General features: G+C 64.7%; 15 protein-coding genes. 7 read left to right on the top strand and 8 right to left on the bottom strand.

Features of this window, described 5'->3' with window-relative positions; all coding sequences use genetic code 11:
- The first annotated feature begins 80 nt into the window (after window positions 1–80).
- The 6 genes from F4U94_RS06720 to F4U94_RS06695 all read left to right on the top strand — a co-directional run bounded on the left by F4U94_RS06720 (window position 81) and on the right by F4U94_RS06695 (window position 6,445).
- Window positions 81–278: a DUF1192 domain-containing protein gene (locus F4U94_RS06720; RefSeq protein ID WP_120252083.1), complete on the top strand. Its 198-nt coding sequence runs from the start codon at window positions 81–83 to the stop codon at window positions 276–278.
- Between the two features lie 153 nt (window positions 279–431).
- Complete coding sequence (gene clpA / locus F4U94_RS06715) at window positions 432–2,750, top strand: ATP-dependent Clp protease ATP-binding subunit ClpA (RefSeq protein ID WP_120250349.1); 2,319 nt, start codon at window positions 432–434, stop codon at window positions 2,748–2,750.
- A 211-nt stretch (window positions 2,751–2,961) separates the two neighbouring features.
- Entirely contained in the window at window positions 2,962–3,666 is a 705-nt protein-coding gene (locus F4U94_RS06710; protein WP_120250350.1) for an immunity protein Imm33 domain-containing protein, read from the top strand.
- Entirely contained in the window at window positions 3,653–4,309 is a 657-nt protein-coding gene (locus F4U94_RS06705) for an esterase/lipase family protein (RefSeq protein ID WP_120250351.1), read from the top strand. Before F4U94_RS06710 ends, F4U94_RS06705 begins: the two co-directional genes overlap by 14 nt.
- 70 nt (window positions 4,310–4,379) lie before the next feature.
- Window positions 4,380–5,621, top strand: a complete 1,242-nt coding sequence (locus F4U94_RS06700) for a hypothetical protein (RefSeq protein WP_120250352.1) — start codon at window positions 4,380–4,382, stop codon at window positions 5,619–5,621.
- Between the two features lie 191 nt (window positions 5,622–5,812).
- Window positions 5,813–6,445, top strand: coding sequence for a glutathione S-transferase family protein (locus F4U94_RS06695; protein WP_120250353.1), 633 nt, complete (start codon window positions 5,813–5,815; stop codon window positions 6,443–6,445).
- Window positions 6,446–6,565: 120 nt separating this feature from the next.
- Here F4U94_RS06695 and F4U94_RS06690 read toward each other — a convergent pair whose 3' ends face one another.
- Entirely contained in the window at window positions 6,566–7,312 is a 747-nt protein-coding gene (locus tag F4U94_RS06690; protein ID WP_120252084.1) for a Bax inhibitor-1/YccA family protein, read from the bottom strand.
- Between the two features lie 556 nt (window positions 7,313–7,868).
- On the opposite strand from F4U94_RS06690, the gene thpR reads away from it, so the two are divergent.
- Window positions 7,869–8,426, top strand: coding sequence for an RNA 2',3'-cyclic phosphodiesterase (thpR, locus tag F4U94_RS06685; RefSeq protein WP_120250354.1), 558 nt, complete (start codon window positions 7,869–7,871; stop codon window positions 8,424–8,426).
- A gap of 8 nt (window positions 8,427–8,434) precedes the next feature.
- Here thpR and F4U94_RS06680 read toward each other — a convergent pair whose 3' ends face one another.
- The 7 genes from F4U94_RS06680 to F4U94_RS06650 form a co-directional block, all read right to left on the bottom strand.
- Complete coding sequence (locus F4U94_RS06680) at window positions 8,435–8,860, bottom strand: GFA family protein (RefSeq protein WP_120250355.1); 426 nt, start codon at window positions 8,858–8,860, stop codon at window positions 8,435–8,437.
- A 375-nt stretch (window positions 8,861–9,235) separates the two neighbouring features.
- Window positions 9,236–9,769 (bottom strand): superoxide dismutase family protein, encoded by a 534-nt coding sequence (locus tag F4U94_RS06675; RefSeq protein WP_120250356.1) that lies wholly within the window; start codon window positions 9,767–9,769, stop codon window positions 9,236–9,238.
- An 859-nt stretch (window positions 9,770–10,628) separates the two neighbouring features.
- Window positions 10,629–11,705: an OmpA family protein gene (locus tag F4U94_RS06670; RefSeq protein WP_120250357.1), complete on the bottom strand. Its 1,077-nt coding sequence runs from the start codon at window positions 11,703–11,705 to the stop codon at window positions 10,629–10,631.
- Between the two features lie 200 nt (window positions 11,706–11,905).
- Window positions 11,906–12,403: a DUF2793 domain-containing protein gene (locus F4U94_RS06665; protein WP_120250358.1), complete on the bottom strand. Its 498-nt coding sequence runs from the start codon at window positions 12,401–12,403 to the stop codon at window positions 11,906–11,908.
- Window positions 12,404–12,451: 48 nt separating this feature from the next.
- Window positions 12,452–14,650, bottom strand: a complete 2,199-nt coding sequence (locus tag F4U94_RS06660) for a phage tail protein (protein ID WP_120250359.1) — start codon at window positions 14,648–14,650, stop codon at window positions 12,452–12,454.
- 151 nt (window positions 14,651–14,801) lie between these two features.
- Complete coding sequence (locus F4U94_RS06655; RefSeq protein WP_120250360.1) at window positions 14,802–15,170, bottom strand: NlpC/P60 family protein; 369 nt, start codon at window positions 15,168–15,170, stop codon at window positions 14,802–14,804.
- Window positions 15,167–15,982 carry a DUF2163 domain-containing protein gene (locus F4U94_RS06650; protein ID WP_120250361.1) on the bottom strand — a complete coding sequence of 272 codons (816 nt, stop codon included), beginning with the start codon at window positions 15,980–15,982 and terminating at the stop codon, window positions 15,167–15,169. The genes F4U94_RS06655 and F4U94_RS06650 overlap by 4 nt, the downstream gene beginning before the upstream one ends.
- Between the last annotated feature and the right edge of the window lie 7 nt (window positions 15,983–15,989).

Here is a 15,989-nt window from a genome sequence, read left to right as displayed (position 1 = left end):
ATGTTGCACCGCATCAAAAATTACCGTGCGGAACCTATGCCCTTATTGACAGAGTGGCCAACTGGGTCAACATTGGCGTCATGGACCTGGATGACGATCTGCCGAACAAGGGCGACGATCCGCTGACCCGCCTGCTGAAACAGGATCTGGGGCCATTGTCCGTATCCGAACTGGATGCCCGCATCGCCGCCCTCGAAACGGAAATCGCGCGCACCCGGCGGACGAAAGACAACGCCGTTAACCATAAGGCAAGTGCCGAGGCGTTATTCAGACGATGAACCATTGCCACGCCCCCTGCGCCTTGAAAGGCTCCATAGGGCTACGGCAGTCAGGCAATTCCGCTGGTCTGGGCCATGGCCTTGATCCTGCGTCGAGCAATGCCGACATAGGGTTCAACACTACCCCTCTTTGGGGCCAGGAGTAGAACAGACATGCCTTCATTCGCACCCGCTCTTGAAACAACCCTGCACAATGCGCTGACGCACGCGTCCGAGCGTAAGCATGAATATGCCACGCTGGAGCATCTCCTCCTGGCATTGATTGATGACGAACATGCGTCAAAGGTGATGCAGGCGTGCGGCGTGGAGCTGGGCGAGCTGGGCGACGCGGTCACCCATTATCTCGACACCGAACTCGACAGCCTGAAGGTCGAAGGGGCGTCCGACCCCTCCCCCACCAGCGGTTTTCAGCGCGTGGTTCAGCGCGCCATCCTCCATGTCCAGTCGTCCGGCAAGGATGAAGTGACGGGCGCCAACGTCCTCGTCGCACTCTTTTCCGAACGCGAATCCTATGCCGTCTACTTCCTGCAACAACAGGATATGAGCCGCCTCGATGCCGTGAGCTTCATCAGCCATGGCGTCGGCAAGGGCACGCCCGCGCCCGAGCGTCAGGAGACGAAGGGCGTCGCCGAGGAGGAAAAGAAGGTGCAGGACGGTAAGGCCAAGAAAGACAGCGCCCTCGAACAGTTCACCGTCAACCTCAATGAGAAGGCCGGCCGGGGCAAGGTCGATCCGTTGATCGGCCGCACCGCCGAAGTGGATCGCACGATCCAGATCCTGTGCCGCCGGTCCAAGAACAACCCGCTTTATGTGGGCGATCCGGGCGTCGGCAAGACGGCGATCGCGGAAGGCCTGGCGCGCAAGATCGTCGAGGGCGAAGTGCCCGACGTCCTCAAGGAAGCCGTCATCTACTCGCTCGACATGGGCGCGCTGCTGGCCGGCACCCGCTATCGCGGCGATTTCGAAGAGCGCCTGAAGGCGGTTGTCACCGAACTGGAAAAGATGCCGCACGCGGTGCTTTTCATCGATGAGATCCACACGGTGATCGGCGCTGGCGCGACCAGCGGCGGCGCGATGGATGCTTCGAACCTCTTGAAGCCCGCTCTGTCGGGCGGCACGATCCGCTGCATCGGTTCGACCACCTACAAGGAATTCCGCAATCACTTCGAAAAGGACCGCGCCCTGCTGCGCCGGTTCCAGAAGATCGACGTCAACGAACCCACGATCGAGGATACGATCAAGATCCTCGCCGGGCTTCGCACCGCGTTCGAGGAGCATCATCACGTCAAATATACCCCCGACGCGATCAAGGCGGCGGTGGAGCTTTCGGCCCGTTACATCAACGACCGCAAGCTGCCGGACAAGGCGATCGACGTGATCGATGAAGTCGGCGCGATGCAGATGCTCGTGGTGCCCTCCAAGCGCAAGAAGACCATCACGCCCAAGGAGATCGAGCAGGTCATCGCGACCATGGCCCGCATCCCGCCCAAGACCGTGTCGTCCGACGACAAGACCGTGCTCAGCTCGCTGACCACGGACCTCAAGCGCGTCGTCTTCGGCCAGGACAAGGCGATCGAAGTGCTGTCCTCCGCGATCAAGCTGTCTCGGGCAGGCCTGCGCGATCCGGACAAGCCGATCGGCAACTATCTCTTCTCCGGCCCCACCGGTGTCGGCAAGACGGAGGTCGCGCGCCAGCTCGCATCGATCATGGGCATCCCGCTCCAGCGCTTCGACATGTCGGAATATATGGAACGCCATTCGGTCAGCCGGCTGATCGGTGCCCCTCCGGGCTATGTCGGCTATGATCAGGGCGGCCTGCTGACCGATGCGGTCGATCAGAATCCGCATAGCGTGCTGTTGCTCGACGAAATCGAAAAGGCGCACCCGGACCTGTTCAACATCCTCTTGCAGGTGATGGACAATGGCCGCCTGACCGATCACCACGGCAAGACCGTCGATTTCCGCAACACCATCCTCATCATGACCACCAATGCCGGTGCGTCGGACATGGCGAAGGAAAGCATCGGTTTCGGCGAATTCACTCGTGAAGATGTGCAGGAAGATGCGGTGAAGAAGCTCTTCACCCCCGAATTCCGCAACCGCCTCGATGCGATCGTGCCGTTCGATTATCTGCCGACCGAAGTGGTGGCCCGCGTCATCGACAAGTTCGTGCTGCAACTCGAACTGCAACTGGCCGACCGCGACGTCCACATCACGCTGGATGACGATGCCAAGAGCTGGCTCACGAAAAAGGGCTATGACAAGCTCTACGGCGCGCGCCCGATGGGCCGCCTGATGCAGGAAAAGATCAAGCAGCCGCTGGCCGAGGAACTGCTCTTCGGCAAGCTGGTCCATGGCGGCGAAGTCCATGTCCATATGAAGGACGAGGCTCTCGCCTTCCAGATCACCCCCGCCGCCCCCAAAAAGGGCAAGAAGGGCGGCAAGGCCAAGGCATCGGAAGGCACGAAATAAGCGCCTTCATACGCAAAACGAAAAGGGCGGCCCGCAACGGCCGCCCTTTCCATATGCCCCCTTCTCCCCACGGGGGAGAAGGATACGCAGCCTTACGCGCACAGCGCGTTAGGCGAAGTTGGATGAGGGGCGCGACGCTGTAAAATCAACATTGCCTGCCGTCGTTCCAGCAACCTTGCCTTCTCGTAAGCCCGCGCTAGTTTCGCACCACATGGGCCTCAAACACCGTCTCTACAATCTGCGCCGCCGCGCCTTCGGCTCCTGGTCGATAGACGATCCCCGTCCGATTCAGGCGGACGCGCCCTACACCTATTTCCTGCCCTCAGCCGAGCGGATCGCTGCCTTGCGGCCCGGCGATCTAGTAAAGCTTGTCATCCGTAGCCATCCTCCCGGTCCGGAATGGGATGCGGAGCGGATGTGGGCGGAGGTGGAAAACATCGCGCCAGAAGGCTGGACCGGCGCATTGGCGAACACGCCATGCGACATGCCGCAATTGCGCGAGGGCAGTCGCCTTACATTCCAGCCCTTCCACATCATAGACCTCATCTACGAAGGCGACAGAGAAGCCCAGCCCGAACTGCCTCGACGCGAATATTGGGATCGCTGCATGGTCGACAGTTGCGTGCTCGATGAGGGTGTACCGGTCTATTATATCTATCGCGACGAGCCAGACATGGGCGGCGAAGACGACAAATATCCCGACAGCGGATGGCGCATCAGAGGCGACTATCGCGACCTGAACGACGAGCAACTTCATGCCCGCAAGCACGACTATATCGCCATCGGGAAAGTGTTGAACGCTGATGACAGCTGGCTGCACCTGATCGACAGCCCGGTCGGTTCGGCATGGCTACGCAATTTCGAGACGGGAGACTATGAGCCGCTTGGCGACGAAGATAATCATGGCGACAACTGACGCCGTCATCCTCCTCCACGGCTTCGGCGGCCTCCCCATCCAGACCGCGCTCCTCGCCCGACGCCTGCGCACGGCCGGCTACACCGTCGCCAATATCGGCTACCCAAGCTGGCGCTGGCCCATCGAACGCGTGCTGGATCACCTCCACCAGCGCATCACCGCCGCCCCGGCCTCCGCCGCACGGCACATCCATTTCGTCGGCCACTCCATGGGCGGCCTGCTGCTACGCGCCTATCTCGCGCGCCATCGCCCCGCCCAACTCGGCCGCGTCGTCATGCTCGGCACGCCCAATGGCGGCAGCGAACTGGCCGATCTGCTCTACCGCCTGCGCCTCGACCGCCCGATCCTGAACCATGCCGGCCTCCTCCTGCGTACCCGGCGCGACGCCGCCACGCAGGCATTGTTCGGCACGATCGACTATCCCCTCGGCATCATCGCCGGCGATCGCCCGATGATCGGCGCCCTGCCCCACCTCGTCTTCCGCGCCCCCAATGACGGCAAGGTCAGCGTTGCCGCTACCCATGTCGATGGCCAGGCCGACCATCTCGTCATGCCCGTCGCCCACACCGCCATGATCTACACCCGCCCGGTCGCCGATCAGGTCGCCCATTTCCTGCGCGAAGGTCGCTTCAAGCGCCCCTGAATCTCTGCTACGATCCCGCATCCCAGAAAAAAGGTCGCATCTCTTCCGTTCACCATAAGGAATAGATGTTGTGCGCAAAATTCTGACCTCGCGCCCCGCTCGCGGTGCGCTGCTTCTCGCATCCTTCACGCTCCTCGCCGCCCCCGGCTCCAGTCAGCAGGCGTCCGGCCCCATCGCCCGCTACACGATCGACGCCGGCACCATGTCCGGCATGGCCGCCATGGGGAGCGGCGGCGGCATGGGCGCGGCCATGAGCATGATGATGGGCGGCGGCAACAAGCCGATGCACGAACTCGTCCTGCGCCTCGGCTCTACGCGCGCGCCCACCGGCGGTGCGCCTGCAGCCGAGCATTTCATGCCCGCCGGGGCAGCCCTTGGCGCCTCCGTCCCGCTCGTCACCCCGCGCATCCCGCCCAGCGAGGATCAACCCATCCCCGGCGAGCGTCCCAAGGGCCGCCTGCTCATCTATTGGGGCTGTGGCGCCACCGTGGGCGCGGGCCAGCCCGTCATCATCGACTTTGCCAAGGTCGCCAGGGGCCAGATCCCGCCCGGCCTCTACATGAGCGGCGCGTCGATTCCGCAGGAATGGCAAGTCCGCGTCACCAACAGCAAGACCTATGGCGACTGGCCCAATGCGCAGACGCGCAAGACCGTCTCCGCCAGCAGCTCCCTGCTCGGCGACCATCGCATCGCGGGTAATTACAGCCCCGACATCGCCTTCAACCTGAAGCAGGATTTCATGCCCCCCATCACCGGCACCGCGCGAAAGATCGCCGGCGGCGCCACGATCCTCAGTTGGAATGGCCTGCCCCAGGCGACCGGCTACTACGCCTGGACCTTCGGCGCGCAGGACAATGGCGACATGGTCTGGTGGGCCTCTTCCGCGACCCAGGCGTTCGGCGGCCCGGTCTGGGACTGGATGTCGCCCGCCGCCGTGCAAAAAATGATCGCCCAGAAAATCGTCATGCCGCCCAGCCAGACCAGTTGCACCGTCCCCGCCGCCGTCACCCAGGCAGGCGGAGAAATGCTGATGGGCAGCCTCTATGCCTATGGCCCGGAAGCGAACTTCGCCTATCCCCCGCGCCCCGCCGATCCGAAAATCGCGTGGAAACCCGAATGGATCGCCCGCGTCCGCTATCGCGCCAACACCATGTGGATGCTGAACGGCCCGGACATGGGCGCCATGATGAGCGACTCCGGCAGCGATGAGGGCGAAGACACCCCCGCCCGGCAGCAACAGCAGAAGAAAAAGAAGAAGTGCGGCGGTGGCCTCGGCGGCATGCTCGGCAGCGCCATGGGCGTGGGCTGTTAGAAAGCCTCTCCCGTTCGTCCTGAGTAGCCGCTGAGCGAAGTCGAAGCGGCGTATCGAAGGGTCAGGTGCCCTCGATTTCACGCAGTCCCTACGCATGACGAACGGAGGACGCATATTCTGGTCGAGAAACAGGCTGGCACGCGCCCTCCGCATGCGCCACCTTCCCCGCCTCGATTCAGGAGAGAGAAGCCATGCCCTCTGACCTCATTTTCTACACCAACCCCATGTCGCGCGGCCAGATCGCCCGCTGGATGCTGGAGGAAGTCGGCGCCGCTTACGACACGGTGATCCTGGCCTATGGCGAAGACGGTATGAAGGCCGCCGATTATCGCGCCATCAACCCGATGGGCAAGGTGCCCGCGATCGTCCACAACGGCCGCACCGTCACCGAATGCGCCGCCATCTGCGCCTATCTGGCCGACGCTTTCCCTGACGCCGACCTCGCCCCACCGCCCACCGACCGCCATTCTTATTATCGCTGGCTCTTCTTCGCCGCCGGCCCGGTCGAGGCTGCCGTCACCAACAAGGCGATGGGTTTCGTCGTCCCCGAAGGCCGCGAACGCGCCGCCGGCTATGGCAGCTTCGAAGACACCATCGCCGCACTGGAAACCGCGGTCGCGGGCGATGCCTGGATCTGCGGCGAGCAATTCACCGCCGCCGACGTCTATGTCGGCTCACAGATCGACTGGGGCCTCAGCTTCAAGACCATCCCCTCCAGCCCCGCGCTGGAAGCCTACGCCACCCGCCTGCGGGAACGCCCCGCCTATAAGCGGCAGAAGGACATAGACGGCGCCCTCATTGCCGAAATGCAGAAGAAGGGCTGACCTCACTTCCCCCCTCCCTCCCAAGGAGGGGGCAAGGGGTGGGTAGCGAACGAGCCTCCAACAAAAAAGGCCCGGCGGATCACTCCACCAGGCCTTCCTCATATCATATCCGCTATGCGATCAGCGACGATCGCCGAACAGGCGCAGCAGGAACAGGAACATATTGATGAAGTCGAGATAGAGGTTCAGCGCCCCCATCACCACCGACTTGCCCATCATGTCCGTGCCCGCGACATGGGCATAGATGCTCTTGATCTTCTGCGTGTCGTAAGCGGTCAGACCCGCGAACAGCAGCACGCCGACGCCGCTGATGACCAGGCTCATCGCGTTCGACTTCATGAAGATGTTGATCAGGCTCGCCACGAACAGGCCGACCACGCCCATGATCAGGAAGGTGCCGAAACCCGACAGATCCTTCTTGGTGGTGTAACCCCACAGGCTCAGGCCCGCGAAGGCGGCGGCCGTCGCGAAGAAGGTCTGCGCGATCGACGTGCCGGTATAGGCCAGGAAGATGTAGGAGAGCGACACGCCCATCACCGCCGCATAGGCCCAATAAAGCGCCTGCGCCGCGCCGGTCGACAGGCGATTGATGCCGAAGCTCAGCACCATTACGAATGCCAGCGGGGCGAACATCACGATATATTTCAGGATGCCGGGGCCGGCGAACACGCTGTAGGCCATGCCGCTATTGGCGAACAACAGCGCCACGATGCCGGTCAGCAGCACGCCGCTCGCCATATAATTATAGACCGACAGCATATATTTGCGCAGCCCGGCGTCATACGCCGCACCACGCGCCGCCGTCGCGCCGCCAAAGCCCGCCATGCCGGCAGGGCTGTCGGAACGGGGATCGGACCAGTTGGCCATGAAAATATTCTCCTTTGCCGGCATCGGTGCCGGTACCCACCCATTATCGGCCCATCGCCCCCCAACTTCAAGCCAAACCCGCACGAATGGACGCTTCGTCATGATCCGGACAGCAAATGTCATGGGCCGAGGAGCGGCAGGGCAGCACGGATTGTCAGTATGGTGGGAAGCGGACTGGCGGGTTTTGAGTTTAACACCTAGAATACCGTCATCCCAGCGAAAGCGGGGATCTCAGGCAGGCGCACATTGCGTCAACGGATAGCACAAGACGGCTGGCCTCCTTCTACTACTGCCTGAGACCCCAGCCTTCGCTGGGGTGACGGCTATGAAGCCGATGGGAAGGATCGCGATAAGTCCGCCTCTGATCGTTTTCGACCTCTCCCCCTCTTCCGTCATGCCGGGCTCGACCCGGCATCCCGCTTCTCCGCAAACGCTGACGATCGAAAACGCTCCCCGGATCAAGCCTGTCGAAAGATCCGGGGCAACAGAGCTGATCACCACCTTCCCCTCCAAAACCCCACAAGCAATTGTCACAAACGCCCTTATATAGATCCCTATGCATCGCCTGTTCGTCGCCATCCGCCCGCCCGCTGATCAGCGCACCCACCTCCTCTCGCTGATGATGGGGGTCGACAATGCCCGCTGGCAGGATGACGCCCAGCTTCACCTCACCCTGCGTTTCATCGGCGAAGTCGACCGGCACCAGGCGAACGATATCGCCGACGCCCTCGCCGCCATCCGCTTCACCCCGTTCGACATCCAATTGTCGAGCGTCGGCAGTTTCGATCGCAAGGGCGTGGTCGATACGCTCTGGGCCGGCGTCCAGCCCCGCGACGCGCTCGAACGGCTGCATAAAAAAGCCGACCGCGCCTGCGTCTCGACCGGCATGCCGCCCGAAAGCCGCGCCTATCTCCCCCATATCACCCTCGCCCGCTTCGGCCGCACCGGCGCCTTCGTCGCGCCCTTCCTTGCCCGCCACGCCGCGCTCACCGGCCCGCTCTTCCGCGTGGACGGCTTCACCCTCTATGAAAGCCGCGTCGGCCATGGCGGCGCCAGCTATCATCCGGTGGAGGATTATCCGGCCAGCGGCAGGACGCTGGGCGGCATGGACTGACAAGCCAGCTATTCTGCCGGAACGAAACGCAAAGTCCCGGCCAGTCTCGCGGGCGCGTTCGTGTCCTTGGGATGATTCACCCCATCGACCACCGGCACCTGCGCGAAATCGAACGGACTGACCCCATCCAGGCACGCGACATTGACGCCATATTGATTGGGGTTCGATCGTCGCTGATGATGGGTGTAGATGCCGCACCGGGCACAAAAGAAATGCTGCGCCACCCCGCTATTGAACCGGTAGCTGGTCAGCGCATCCTCACCCTGCAGGAAGCGGATGCCGCCCAATTCCACTGAAACCGCTACTGCGCCACGCATCCGGCAATAGGAACAGGTGCAGCGCCGGGCGCTGTTCAACCCATCGCTCAGCGTCACTTCGAACCGCACCGTCCCGCAATGGCATTGCCCTGTTCGGATATCCGCGTCATCGGCCATCGCCACCTCCTGTCCTGCGCAAGACTATCCGATTTTCAGCCGATACCAAGGACGTCCCGAACAGCAGCGCGGACAATGCAGGAACGCCCCACCCGTCTGACCGACAGGCCATCATGAAACCGACGGACCATAGCGCCCGGCGCCACCCAAGCTTCAGGCGCGCATCTGGTCCGCGCAACGACGGCGGCAACATGTCTAACGGCCCAGAATTCCTAACCCGGCAAGCCATGCCATGAACCTGCCCGCAACGCGACCAACCCCATCGCACCTTCCCAAAGCCCCGGCCAAACGACAGGACGCCCGAACCACCTCCCTGTCGGGAAGCGATCCGGGCGCCCTCGATCACCCATACTGCGCCGGGGCGCAGCGCAGGCCTTACCCCTTGGTCAGCACGCCGCATGCCACGCGGCCGCCGGCATTGCCGGTCGGGTCGGTGGCATAATCGTCCGCCTGCGCGTGGATCACGATCGCCGCACCATCGGTGTCCAGCAACGGCGACGCGCCTTCGCTGATCGTGCCGCCGGCCACGACATATTCGATCGCGCCCGTGCCGTCCGATCCGACCGTCATGTTGGGCATGTCGCCCATATGCGGGCCGGCGGGATTATCCTTGCCATGCTTGTGCGCGGTCGGGTTCCAATGGCCACCGGCGCTGGTGAAATCGGGGCCGGTGCACTGACCGGTCGTGTGGATATGGACCGCGTGGATGCCGGGCGTCACGCCGATGGCCTTGACCAGCACATGCAGGCCGTCGGCCGCCTGCGTCACGCTAGCCGTGCCGCGCGCGGCGCCATCGCCGGCAGCCAGCTTGGCCGCAGCGGTCGGTGCGGCGGGCGTGTCGGCTGCGGTCGCACAGGCCGATGTGGCAAGGGCGAAAGGCAAAGCGGCAGCAAGGGCAAGAAATTTCATGGCAGGCTCCTAGGGAGAAAAGCACGGATATGTACGCGAACGCGACAACGGCCTTTTTGTTGCCCATTCGAACCGAATTGTCACGGCAAGACTCACCTAGTCACATGATTTTGCGTCGCAATAATGAAAAGAGCGCGTGACGTCCGCCCCGTCGTCAGCAATCCGGTACGAAAGGCGCGATCAATCGCCGCAATTTTCAAGAGACATGCGCCAGGCCGCGCGCCCGTTCCCTCACATCGACGGCGCAGAGACTAGGATCCTTCACCCGGATCGACTCCCAGCAACCAAGCACGCAAACCGCTGGCCCGCGGCAAGATGCCCTCCCCTTCCTTGGCGCCCCACGCATCGTCGGAAAAAGCGGAACCCGCTATGAGCGACACCGACATTCGCTCCGCGCTTAAAATGGATGCGACGACAGAGACCTGCAGCCTTGTCCAAGCAAGAGGATTCACCTGCTGGTCGAGATCATCCGGCACATCGAAAGCACGGGGCAGCCCTCCCACATGCAATCGGATCGGACTCCGCTCCAGATCGCGCGACCCGCACCGGATTGGACCCAGCGCGCGCTGATCGACGTCACGCTGTTGCGCTATGCCAAATCTATCATGCCATTCTTGGCGTCATGCAAAGATAGCATGCTCCATCAGGCCGGCAGAAACCGGCCATCCGCTGCAATCATCCCTCAGCACATATTTCACCGATACACTTCCCTGATGCATTTTCCCGATGCATTCCCGGGCGCACCGCGCCTTACGCCATCATATCGGCGCCCTGCTCCGTGTGCCCGGAACAAGAAAAAGGGGCCGATCCTGCGACCGGCCCCCAATTCTGTATTCCATTCCGAGGAATGGAGATCGGCTTACTGGCCCGAACCCGGACCGTAGCTGATTTCCACGCGACGGTTCTGGACTTCGCGAACGCCGTCGGCAGTGTCGACGCGGGGCTTCGATTCACCGAAGGCCTGCGTGGTGATGACACCGTCAGGGATACCCTTCGAGGCCAGATAGGCCTTGGTCGAGTCAGCGCGGCGCTGCGAGAGGCCGACGTTGTACGAGGCCGAACCCGAACGGTCAGCGTGACCGGCCAGCATGACCTGGGCGCTGCCGCAGCTGCTGTAGGCCGAAACCGCGTTGTCCAGAATGGTGGCGGCGTCAGGCGTGATGTCCGACTTGTCCCATTCGAAGAACACGATGTACGGGCCAGGGTTGCACTCTGCAACCGGCGGCGGCGGCGGAGGCGGGGGCGGCGGGGGCGGCGGGGGCGGCGGGGGCGGCGGCGGCGGTGCAGCCGGTTCGCCACCGAAGTTGTAGGTCAGGCCGAGCAGCAGGCTGTGCGTACGCAGCTTGGTGTCTGCGGTCGAACCAGCCGGGCCACCGATGGTGGTGTATGCCGGGATCAGCTTGATATCGTCCTGGTTGAAGAAGCGATACTTCAGCGAAACGTCGACATGGTCGGTCACAGGGTAACGAACGCCTGCGATCGCCTGCCAGGCGAAGCCGGTGTCGCTGTCGTTAACCAGGTTGTTGGCCAGCTTGCCGCGCGAAACGCCGACACCGCCGCCGACGAAGCCCTGAAGGCCGTCATCGGGACCGAAGTCGAGCAAGCCGTTCAGCATGAACGAGAGAGCCGAGGCAGAACCGCCGAAGCCGCTCTCGTCGAGGTCGACCTTGGCGCGCTTGTAGCCGGCTTCGGCTTCAAGGCGGAAACCGCCGAAGTCGTAGCCGATGTTGGCGTCGAAGTCATAACCCTTGTGATAGTCAACACCCGAGATGGTGTTGCTGGCAGCGGCACCGTTGCCGGGCGTGAAGGTGATGTCCTGGTCTTCGACCAGCAGGACGCCGGCGTCGACGCCAACATACCAGCTGTTGTCACGCGCCATGGCCGGGGTGGCCAGGGCAGTGGTCGCAAGCGCAGCCGCGAGGGCAAGCTTCCGCATTTGAATTCCCCTTTCAAGAGTGTCACGAAGGACTGCTGAAACCCTGTAATCGGGAGAAGGTTTCATGGCAAGTCCACAATTAGTGAAACCGTTGCAAAAATAACGCACTAACCCGACAGAGACAGGCTTGCCCGGCCAATACCAAGAAATCCTAGGCTATTGACGCACACCCGCAACAAGAAAAACATATTGGCGTAATATTAGGCGGCGATCAGCCCATGACCGCGCAAGGCAGCCAGAATGTCTGCGACGACGGATCGCGCCTCCACGTCAATCACGCCGCCACCGACCGGTCCTGCGATTGCCGCCATTCTCGCGCCCACCACTTTATCTTCGTTCAGGTAGACGCCGTCTTGGCGGATCGCCCCGGCCCGCCATTCTGTCCCGTCGTGAAAAACACGGTGATCGCGGTCGGCGACGGCGACGCAAAGGCCCGCACGCGGCGGAACAAAGCGCCATCCGCCTTCGGTCCACAGCGCGATCGCCCCCATCTTCCCGGCCCAGTCGCCCGTTGCCCCATCCGCCACGATCCAGCATTGCCCCACCAGCGGCGTCCCCGGCGGACTGGCCAGATCGGCGCTTTCCACCCGTCCGTGCAATAGCGCATCGATCAGCACCAATGCCTCATTATGCGTGATTTCCTTCTGCGCCTGCCCTGCAAACAGCAGCGGCAGCGCCCATCGCGCCGTTCCGTCCATGACCCATTCTCCTCTTGGTTCCGTTCAGGCGACGAAGTCGCCCTCGCCTCAGGCGACAAAGTCGATCGCCGCCACCCGCCCCGGCGCCAGCGTCCCCATCTGCCGCACCTCCACGACCAGCGATCGCCCGGCGGTGCCATCGGCCGCCACCATCGCCGCGTCATAGGTCCATTGCGGCACCCCGCTTTCGGCGCTGCGTACCACAGCCCCGCCGTCCAGCAGGCGGATGGCATAGCGCTCCACCTCCTCGCCCAGCGGGACGTCGCCGCCGCTATTCCATCGCCATCCCGCCCGGCTGCGCCTGATCCAGCCGATGCGCCATCCGCCACCTTCGCCCCGCACCGTCAGATGCACCGGCGATGGCGGCACGATCGCGGCCCCCTCGATGGTCATCGCCGCCTCCACCGGCGCGACATCGCCCAGGCCCAGCGCCGCCACGCGCGCCATCGCGCCCGGTTCCCCGACACGGCCCATCGCCGCCAGCGGCTCGACCAGCCGATCCTCCTCGATCAACAGGAACGGCTCGCTCGGCCCGTGCCCCGCCATCGCCCATTCTGTCCCACGCAGCCCCCGGCGCAGCCCGCTCAGCCGATAGCGATCCGCCCCGATCCGCTCGGCATGCTCGAACTGGATCAACTCGCCCCCCACCAGACACAGGTTGCGCCCCTGCCCCAACGCCGCCTCGTCCGCGCCACCCAGCATCATATCGTCGGCCAACAACGTGACGCGCAACGAATGACGCCGATCCACCAGCGTCGCGCTCCCTTGCGGCAATATATCGTCCGCCACCCCCATCACCGCCCGCAACGCGCTGCGCCCGATCGGCATCGCTTCGCCGCTTTCGCTCATCACGAACAGCGCCGCACTGCGCCAGCCTGCCCCGCCGCTCGCCGCCGCGACCAGCAAAGGCGCACTCGCCACCCCGTCGCGGATCGGCGGCAGGTCCGCCAGCATCAGGCGCGTCACCCCATGGGGCGCATCCACCTGCCGCACGATCGCGCCGGACGAAGCCCCCGCCGGCAAAGTTCCGCCAGCCCCCGGCACCCGTCGCAGCGCCAGCCGCACCGCCATCGCCTCCCATTCCCGTTCCTCGATCCGCCACAGCCCCGGCACCTGCGCCACCTCCACCACCGCACCGGGCGTCAGCGCCAGGGCCCGCCAGTCGCAACGCAGCGTCATCGTCGCCCGCCCGGTCCATCCATCCGCCAGCCGCGCCGCAGCCAGCGCGCGCGCATCGTCCGCCGCCATCACCACGGGCAGGTCCATGCCCACTTCCTGCCGCCCCGCCCCCGGTCGCGTCACCCGCTGCACCCCGGCCTGATAGTCGCGCGCAGCATCATGATGTCGCAGGCTCAGCGCCACCGGCACGGCATCGGCCGCCGCGCCCGATCGCTCGGCCGGATCGACATCCCGTCCGTTCACCCGCCTCGCCAGCCCATCCGCGTCGATCGCGCCCTCCGCCCCGTCACCAACTGCCGCCAGCCGCAATCCCGCGCCATCCGACCGCAGCGCCAGCCCATAGGCCTCGACCAGCGGCGCGATCGCCGCCCGCACATCGCCCCCGCTCGCGGCAAAGCCAGCCACTTGCGCAAGCCCCTCACCACCCAGCCGCCCGTCGCTCAACGCCCCGGCCACCGCACCGATCGCCACCGGCCCGTGATCGGCCTCCACTTCAAAGGTCAGCGACGGAATCCGATTGCCATAATCGGCCAGCGCCAGATCCTCGAACACGACATAGGCGATCCCCCGGTGCGCCGGGGTCACCCCAATGCCTTGCGCCGCCGCGATCAGCGGATCGACCGCCTGATCCTCTCCACCGCCATGCACGCGAAAGGCGGAAACCTCCGTCTTGAAATCCCCCGCCGCCCCGCGCAGCAGATTGCCGTCCGCCCAGATGCGCCTGACCTGCCCGATCGCCCGCGCCGACAGCGCCACCGCAAAACTGGCGGAGTAACTATAACTGGTCACGCTCCCCCGCCCCTTGCCGCCGCCGCTCCGGCTCTGCACTTCCTTCAGGTCCGTCGCCCAGATCACCGTGCCCGCCACCCGCATCGTCCCGAACAGCTTTGGCACCTGCGTGCCGTAACTGGACGTCTGCACCTGCAGGTCGGCCAGCCGCGCGCCTTCCCGTCCCTTGGGCTTGAATAGGATCTGATGGTCGATGACATTGCCGATCAATCCCCCGATCGCCGCCCCGACCGGCCCGCCCAGCGCCGTCCCCACCGCCGTCAGCACCACCGTCGCCATATGTCCCTCCCCGAAATGTCCCCAAAACCTCCGTTCGCTTCGAGCGTGTCGAGAAGCGGCAAGCGCTGCGCTTCATGTCTCTCGACTTAGTTTACCCTGAGCGCCTGCCTTGGCAGGCAGTCGAAGGGCTCGAAACGAACGGACCTTTGATCTATTCCGCTCTCCACCACCCGATCACCGGCCACGGCGACACCCCCGGCATCTCCACCACCCGCCCCAGCCCCGCATGGGCGTGGACAAAGCCCGCCCCGGTCCCGATCATCAGATGCAGTTGCAACGGCCCCGGCCGCACCAGCGCCAGATCACCCGGCCGCCCCACATTCACCAACCGCAAACTCGCCGCGCGCAGCCAGCCCTCGGCCCGCGCCACATCCCCGCTGCGCAGCCCATAGGCGCAGGGCGCCTCCCGCCCCAGCGCCACCGCCGCCAGCCCCACGCAATCCAGCCCCGCCTCGCTCCGCCCATGCAGCCGGAACGGCACGCCGATCATCGCCCGCGCCCGCTCGACCACGCTGTTCATGCGCCCGGATAGCGGGTCAGCAAATCCATCCCCGGCAGATAGGGTTCGCCCCGAAAATTCACCGCATTGCCAAAGCGCCCGGCACAGGTCGCCAATTGCCGGTCGCATCCCTCGCTCAGCAGCGCCAGCGTCCCCGCCGCCACCGCAAAGGCCGGCGGATCGCTCAGCGTCACGCCGTCCACGCCATTATCCACCACCCCCTGCACCAACCCGGCATTGGCCCCGCCCAGCCATCGCAAAGTCCCGAACGCATAAGCCCCCGCCGGCAGCCCCCCGACCAAGACCTCCGCCTCCTCGACACTCCCGACCGCCACGATCCGCCGCCGCCCCGCCATATCGACCCGGCAGGCCGTATCGCCCAGCCGCGCCCGGCAATCGGGCGAAGTCGACGGCGCCACCGGCCCGCCCAGCACCGCCGCCGCGCCCAGCAGCTCCGCCGTAAATGCCCCGCCCTTGCGCGCCACTGCGCCCATCTCGCCCCGCGCCAGCAACAGCCACAGCGCGCCCGGCGCTTCCCACTGCGTCAGCCGCACCTCCAGCGCCGCGCCGTCCCATCGCCCGGCCATCAGGTCCGCCTCGCTGATGGCGTCGCTCGACAGCGCGCCCGCCACATCGCTATCCTCCCCCTGCAGCCCGATGCCGCTCCGCACCGCCGACGGCGTCATCCCCGGCGCCGCGCGATAGCTCAGCCCGCCGATGCTCAGATCGCGATCATGGCTCGTCAAACCGATCGTCACCCCATCCCGCCGCTCGATCCGCCAGCAGAAAGCCAGCGTATTGACCGGCTCGCTCAGCCGCTCCCCATCACTCATTATAACG

This window comes from Sphingobium limneticum, assembly GCF_008710155.1.
Taxonomy (GTDB): Bacteria; Pseudomonadota; Alphaproteobacteria; order Sphingomonadales; family Sphingomonadaceae; genus Sphingobium; species Sphingobium limneticum.
This window is presented reverse-complemented; position numbering and strand designations above follow the sequence as displayed.

Coding starts and splice junctions, on each gene's coding strand:
- F4U94_RS06720 (WP_120252083.1), top strand. CDS start 81: ATGGACCTGGATGACGATCTGCCGAACAAGGGCGACGATCCGCTGACC.
- clpA (WP_120250349.1), top strand. CDS start 432: ATGCCTTCATTCGCACCCGCTCTTGAAACAACCCTGCACAATGCGCTG.
- F4U94_RS06710 (WP_120250350.1), top strand. CDS start 2,962: ATGGGCCTCAAACACCGTCTCTACAATCTGCGCCGCCGCGCCTTCGGC.
- F4U94_RS06705 (WP_120250351.1), top strand. CDS start 3,653: ATGGCGACAACTGACGCCGTCATCCTCCTCCACGGCTTCGGCGGCCTC.
- F4U94_RS06695 (WP_120250353.1), top strand. CDS start 5,813: ATGCCCTCTGACCTCATTTTCTACACCAACCCCATGTCGCGCGGCCAG.
- F4U94_RS06690 (WP_120252084.1), bottom strand. CDS start 7,312: ATGGCCAACTGGTCCGATCCCCGTTCCGACAGCCCTGCCGGCATGGCG.
- thpR (WP_120250354.1), top strand. CDS start 7,869: ATGCATCGCCTGTTCGTCGCCATCCGCCCGCCCGCTGATCAGCGCACC.
- F4U94_RS06680 (WP_120250355.1), bottom strand. CDS start 8,860: ATGGCCGATGACGCGGATATCCGAACAGGGCAATGCCATTGCGGGACG.
- F4U94_RS06675 (WP_120250356.1), bottom strand. CDS start 9,769: ATGAAATTTCTTGCCCTTGCTGCCGCTTTGCCTTTCGCCCTTGCCACA.
- F4U94_RS06670 (WP_120250357.1), bottom strand. CDS start 11,705: ATGCGGAAGCTTGCCCTCGCGGCTGCGCTTGCGACCACTGCCCTGGCC.
- F4U94_RS06665 (WP_120250358.1), bottom strand. CDS start 12,403: ATGGACGGAACGGCGCGATGGGCGCTGCCGCTGCTGTTTGCAGGGCAG.
- F4U94_RS06660 (WP_120250359.1), bottom strand. CDS start 14,650: ATGGCGACGGTGGTGCTGACGGCGGTGGGGACGGCGCTGGGCGGGCCG.
- F4U94_RS06655 (WP_120250360.1), bottom strand. CDS start 15,170: ATGAACAGCGTGGTCGAGCGGGCGCGGGCGATGATCGGCGTGCCGTTC.
- F4U94_RS06650 (WP_120250361.1), bottom strand. CDS start 15,982: ATGAGTGATGGGGAGCGGCTGAGCGAGCCGGTCAATACGCTGGCTTTC.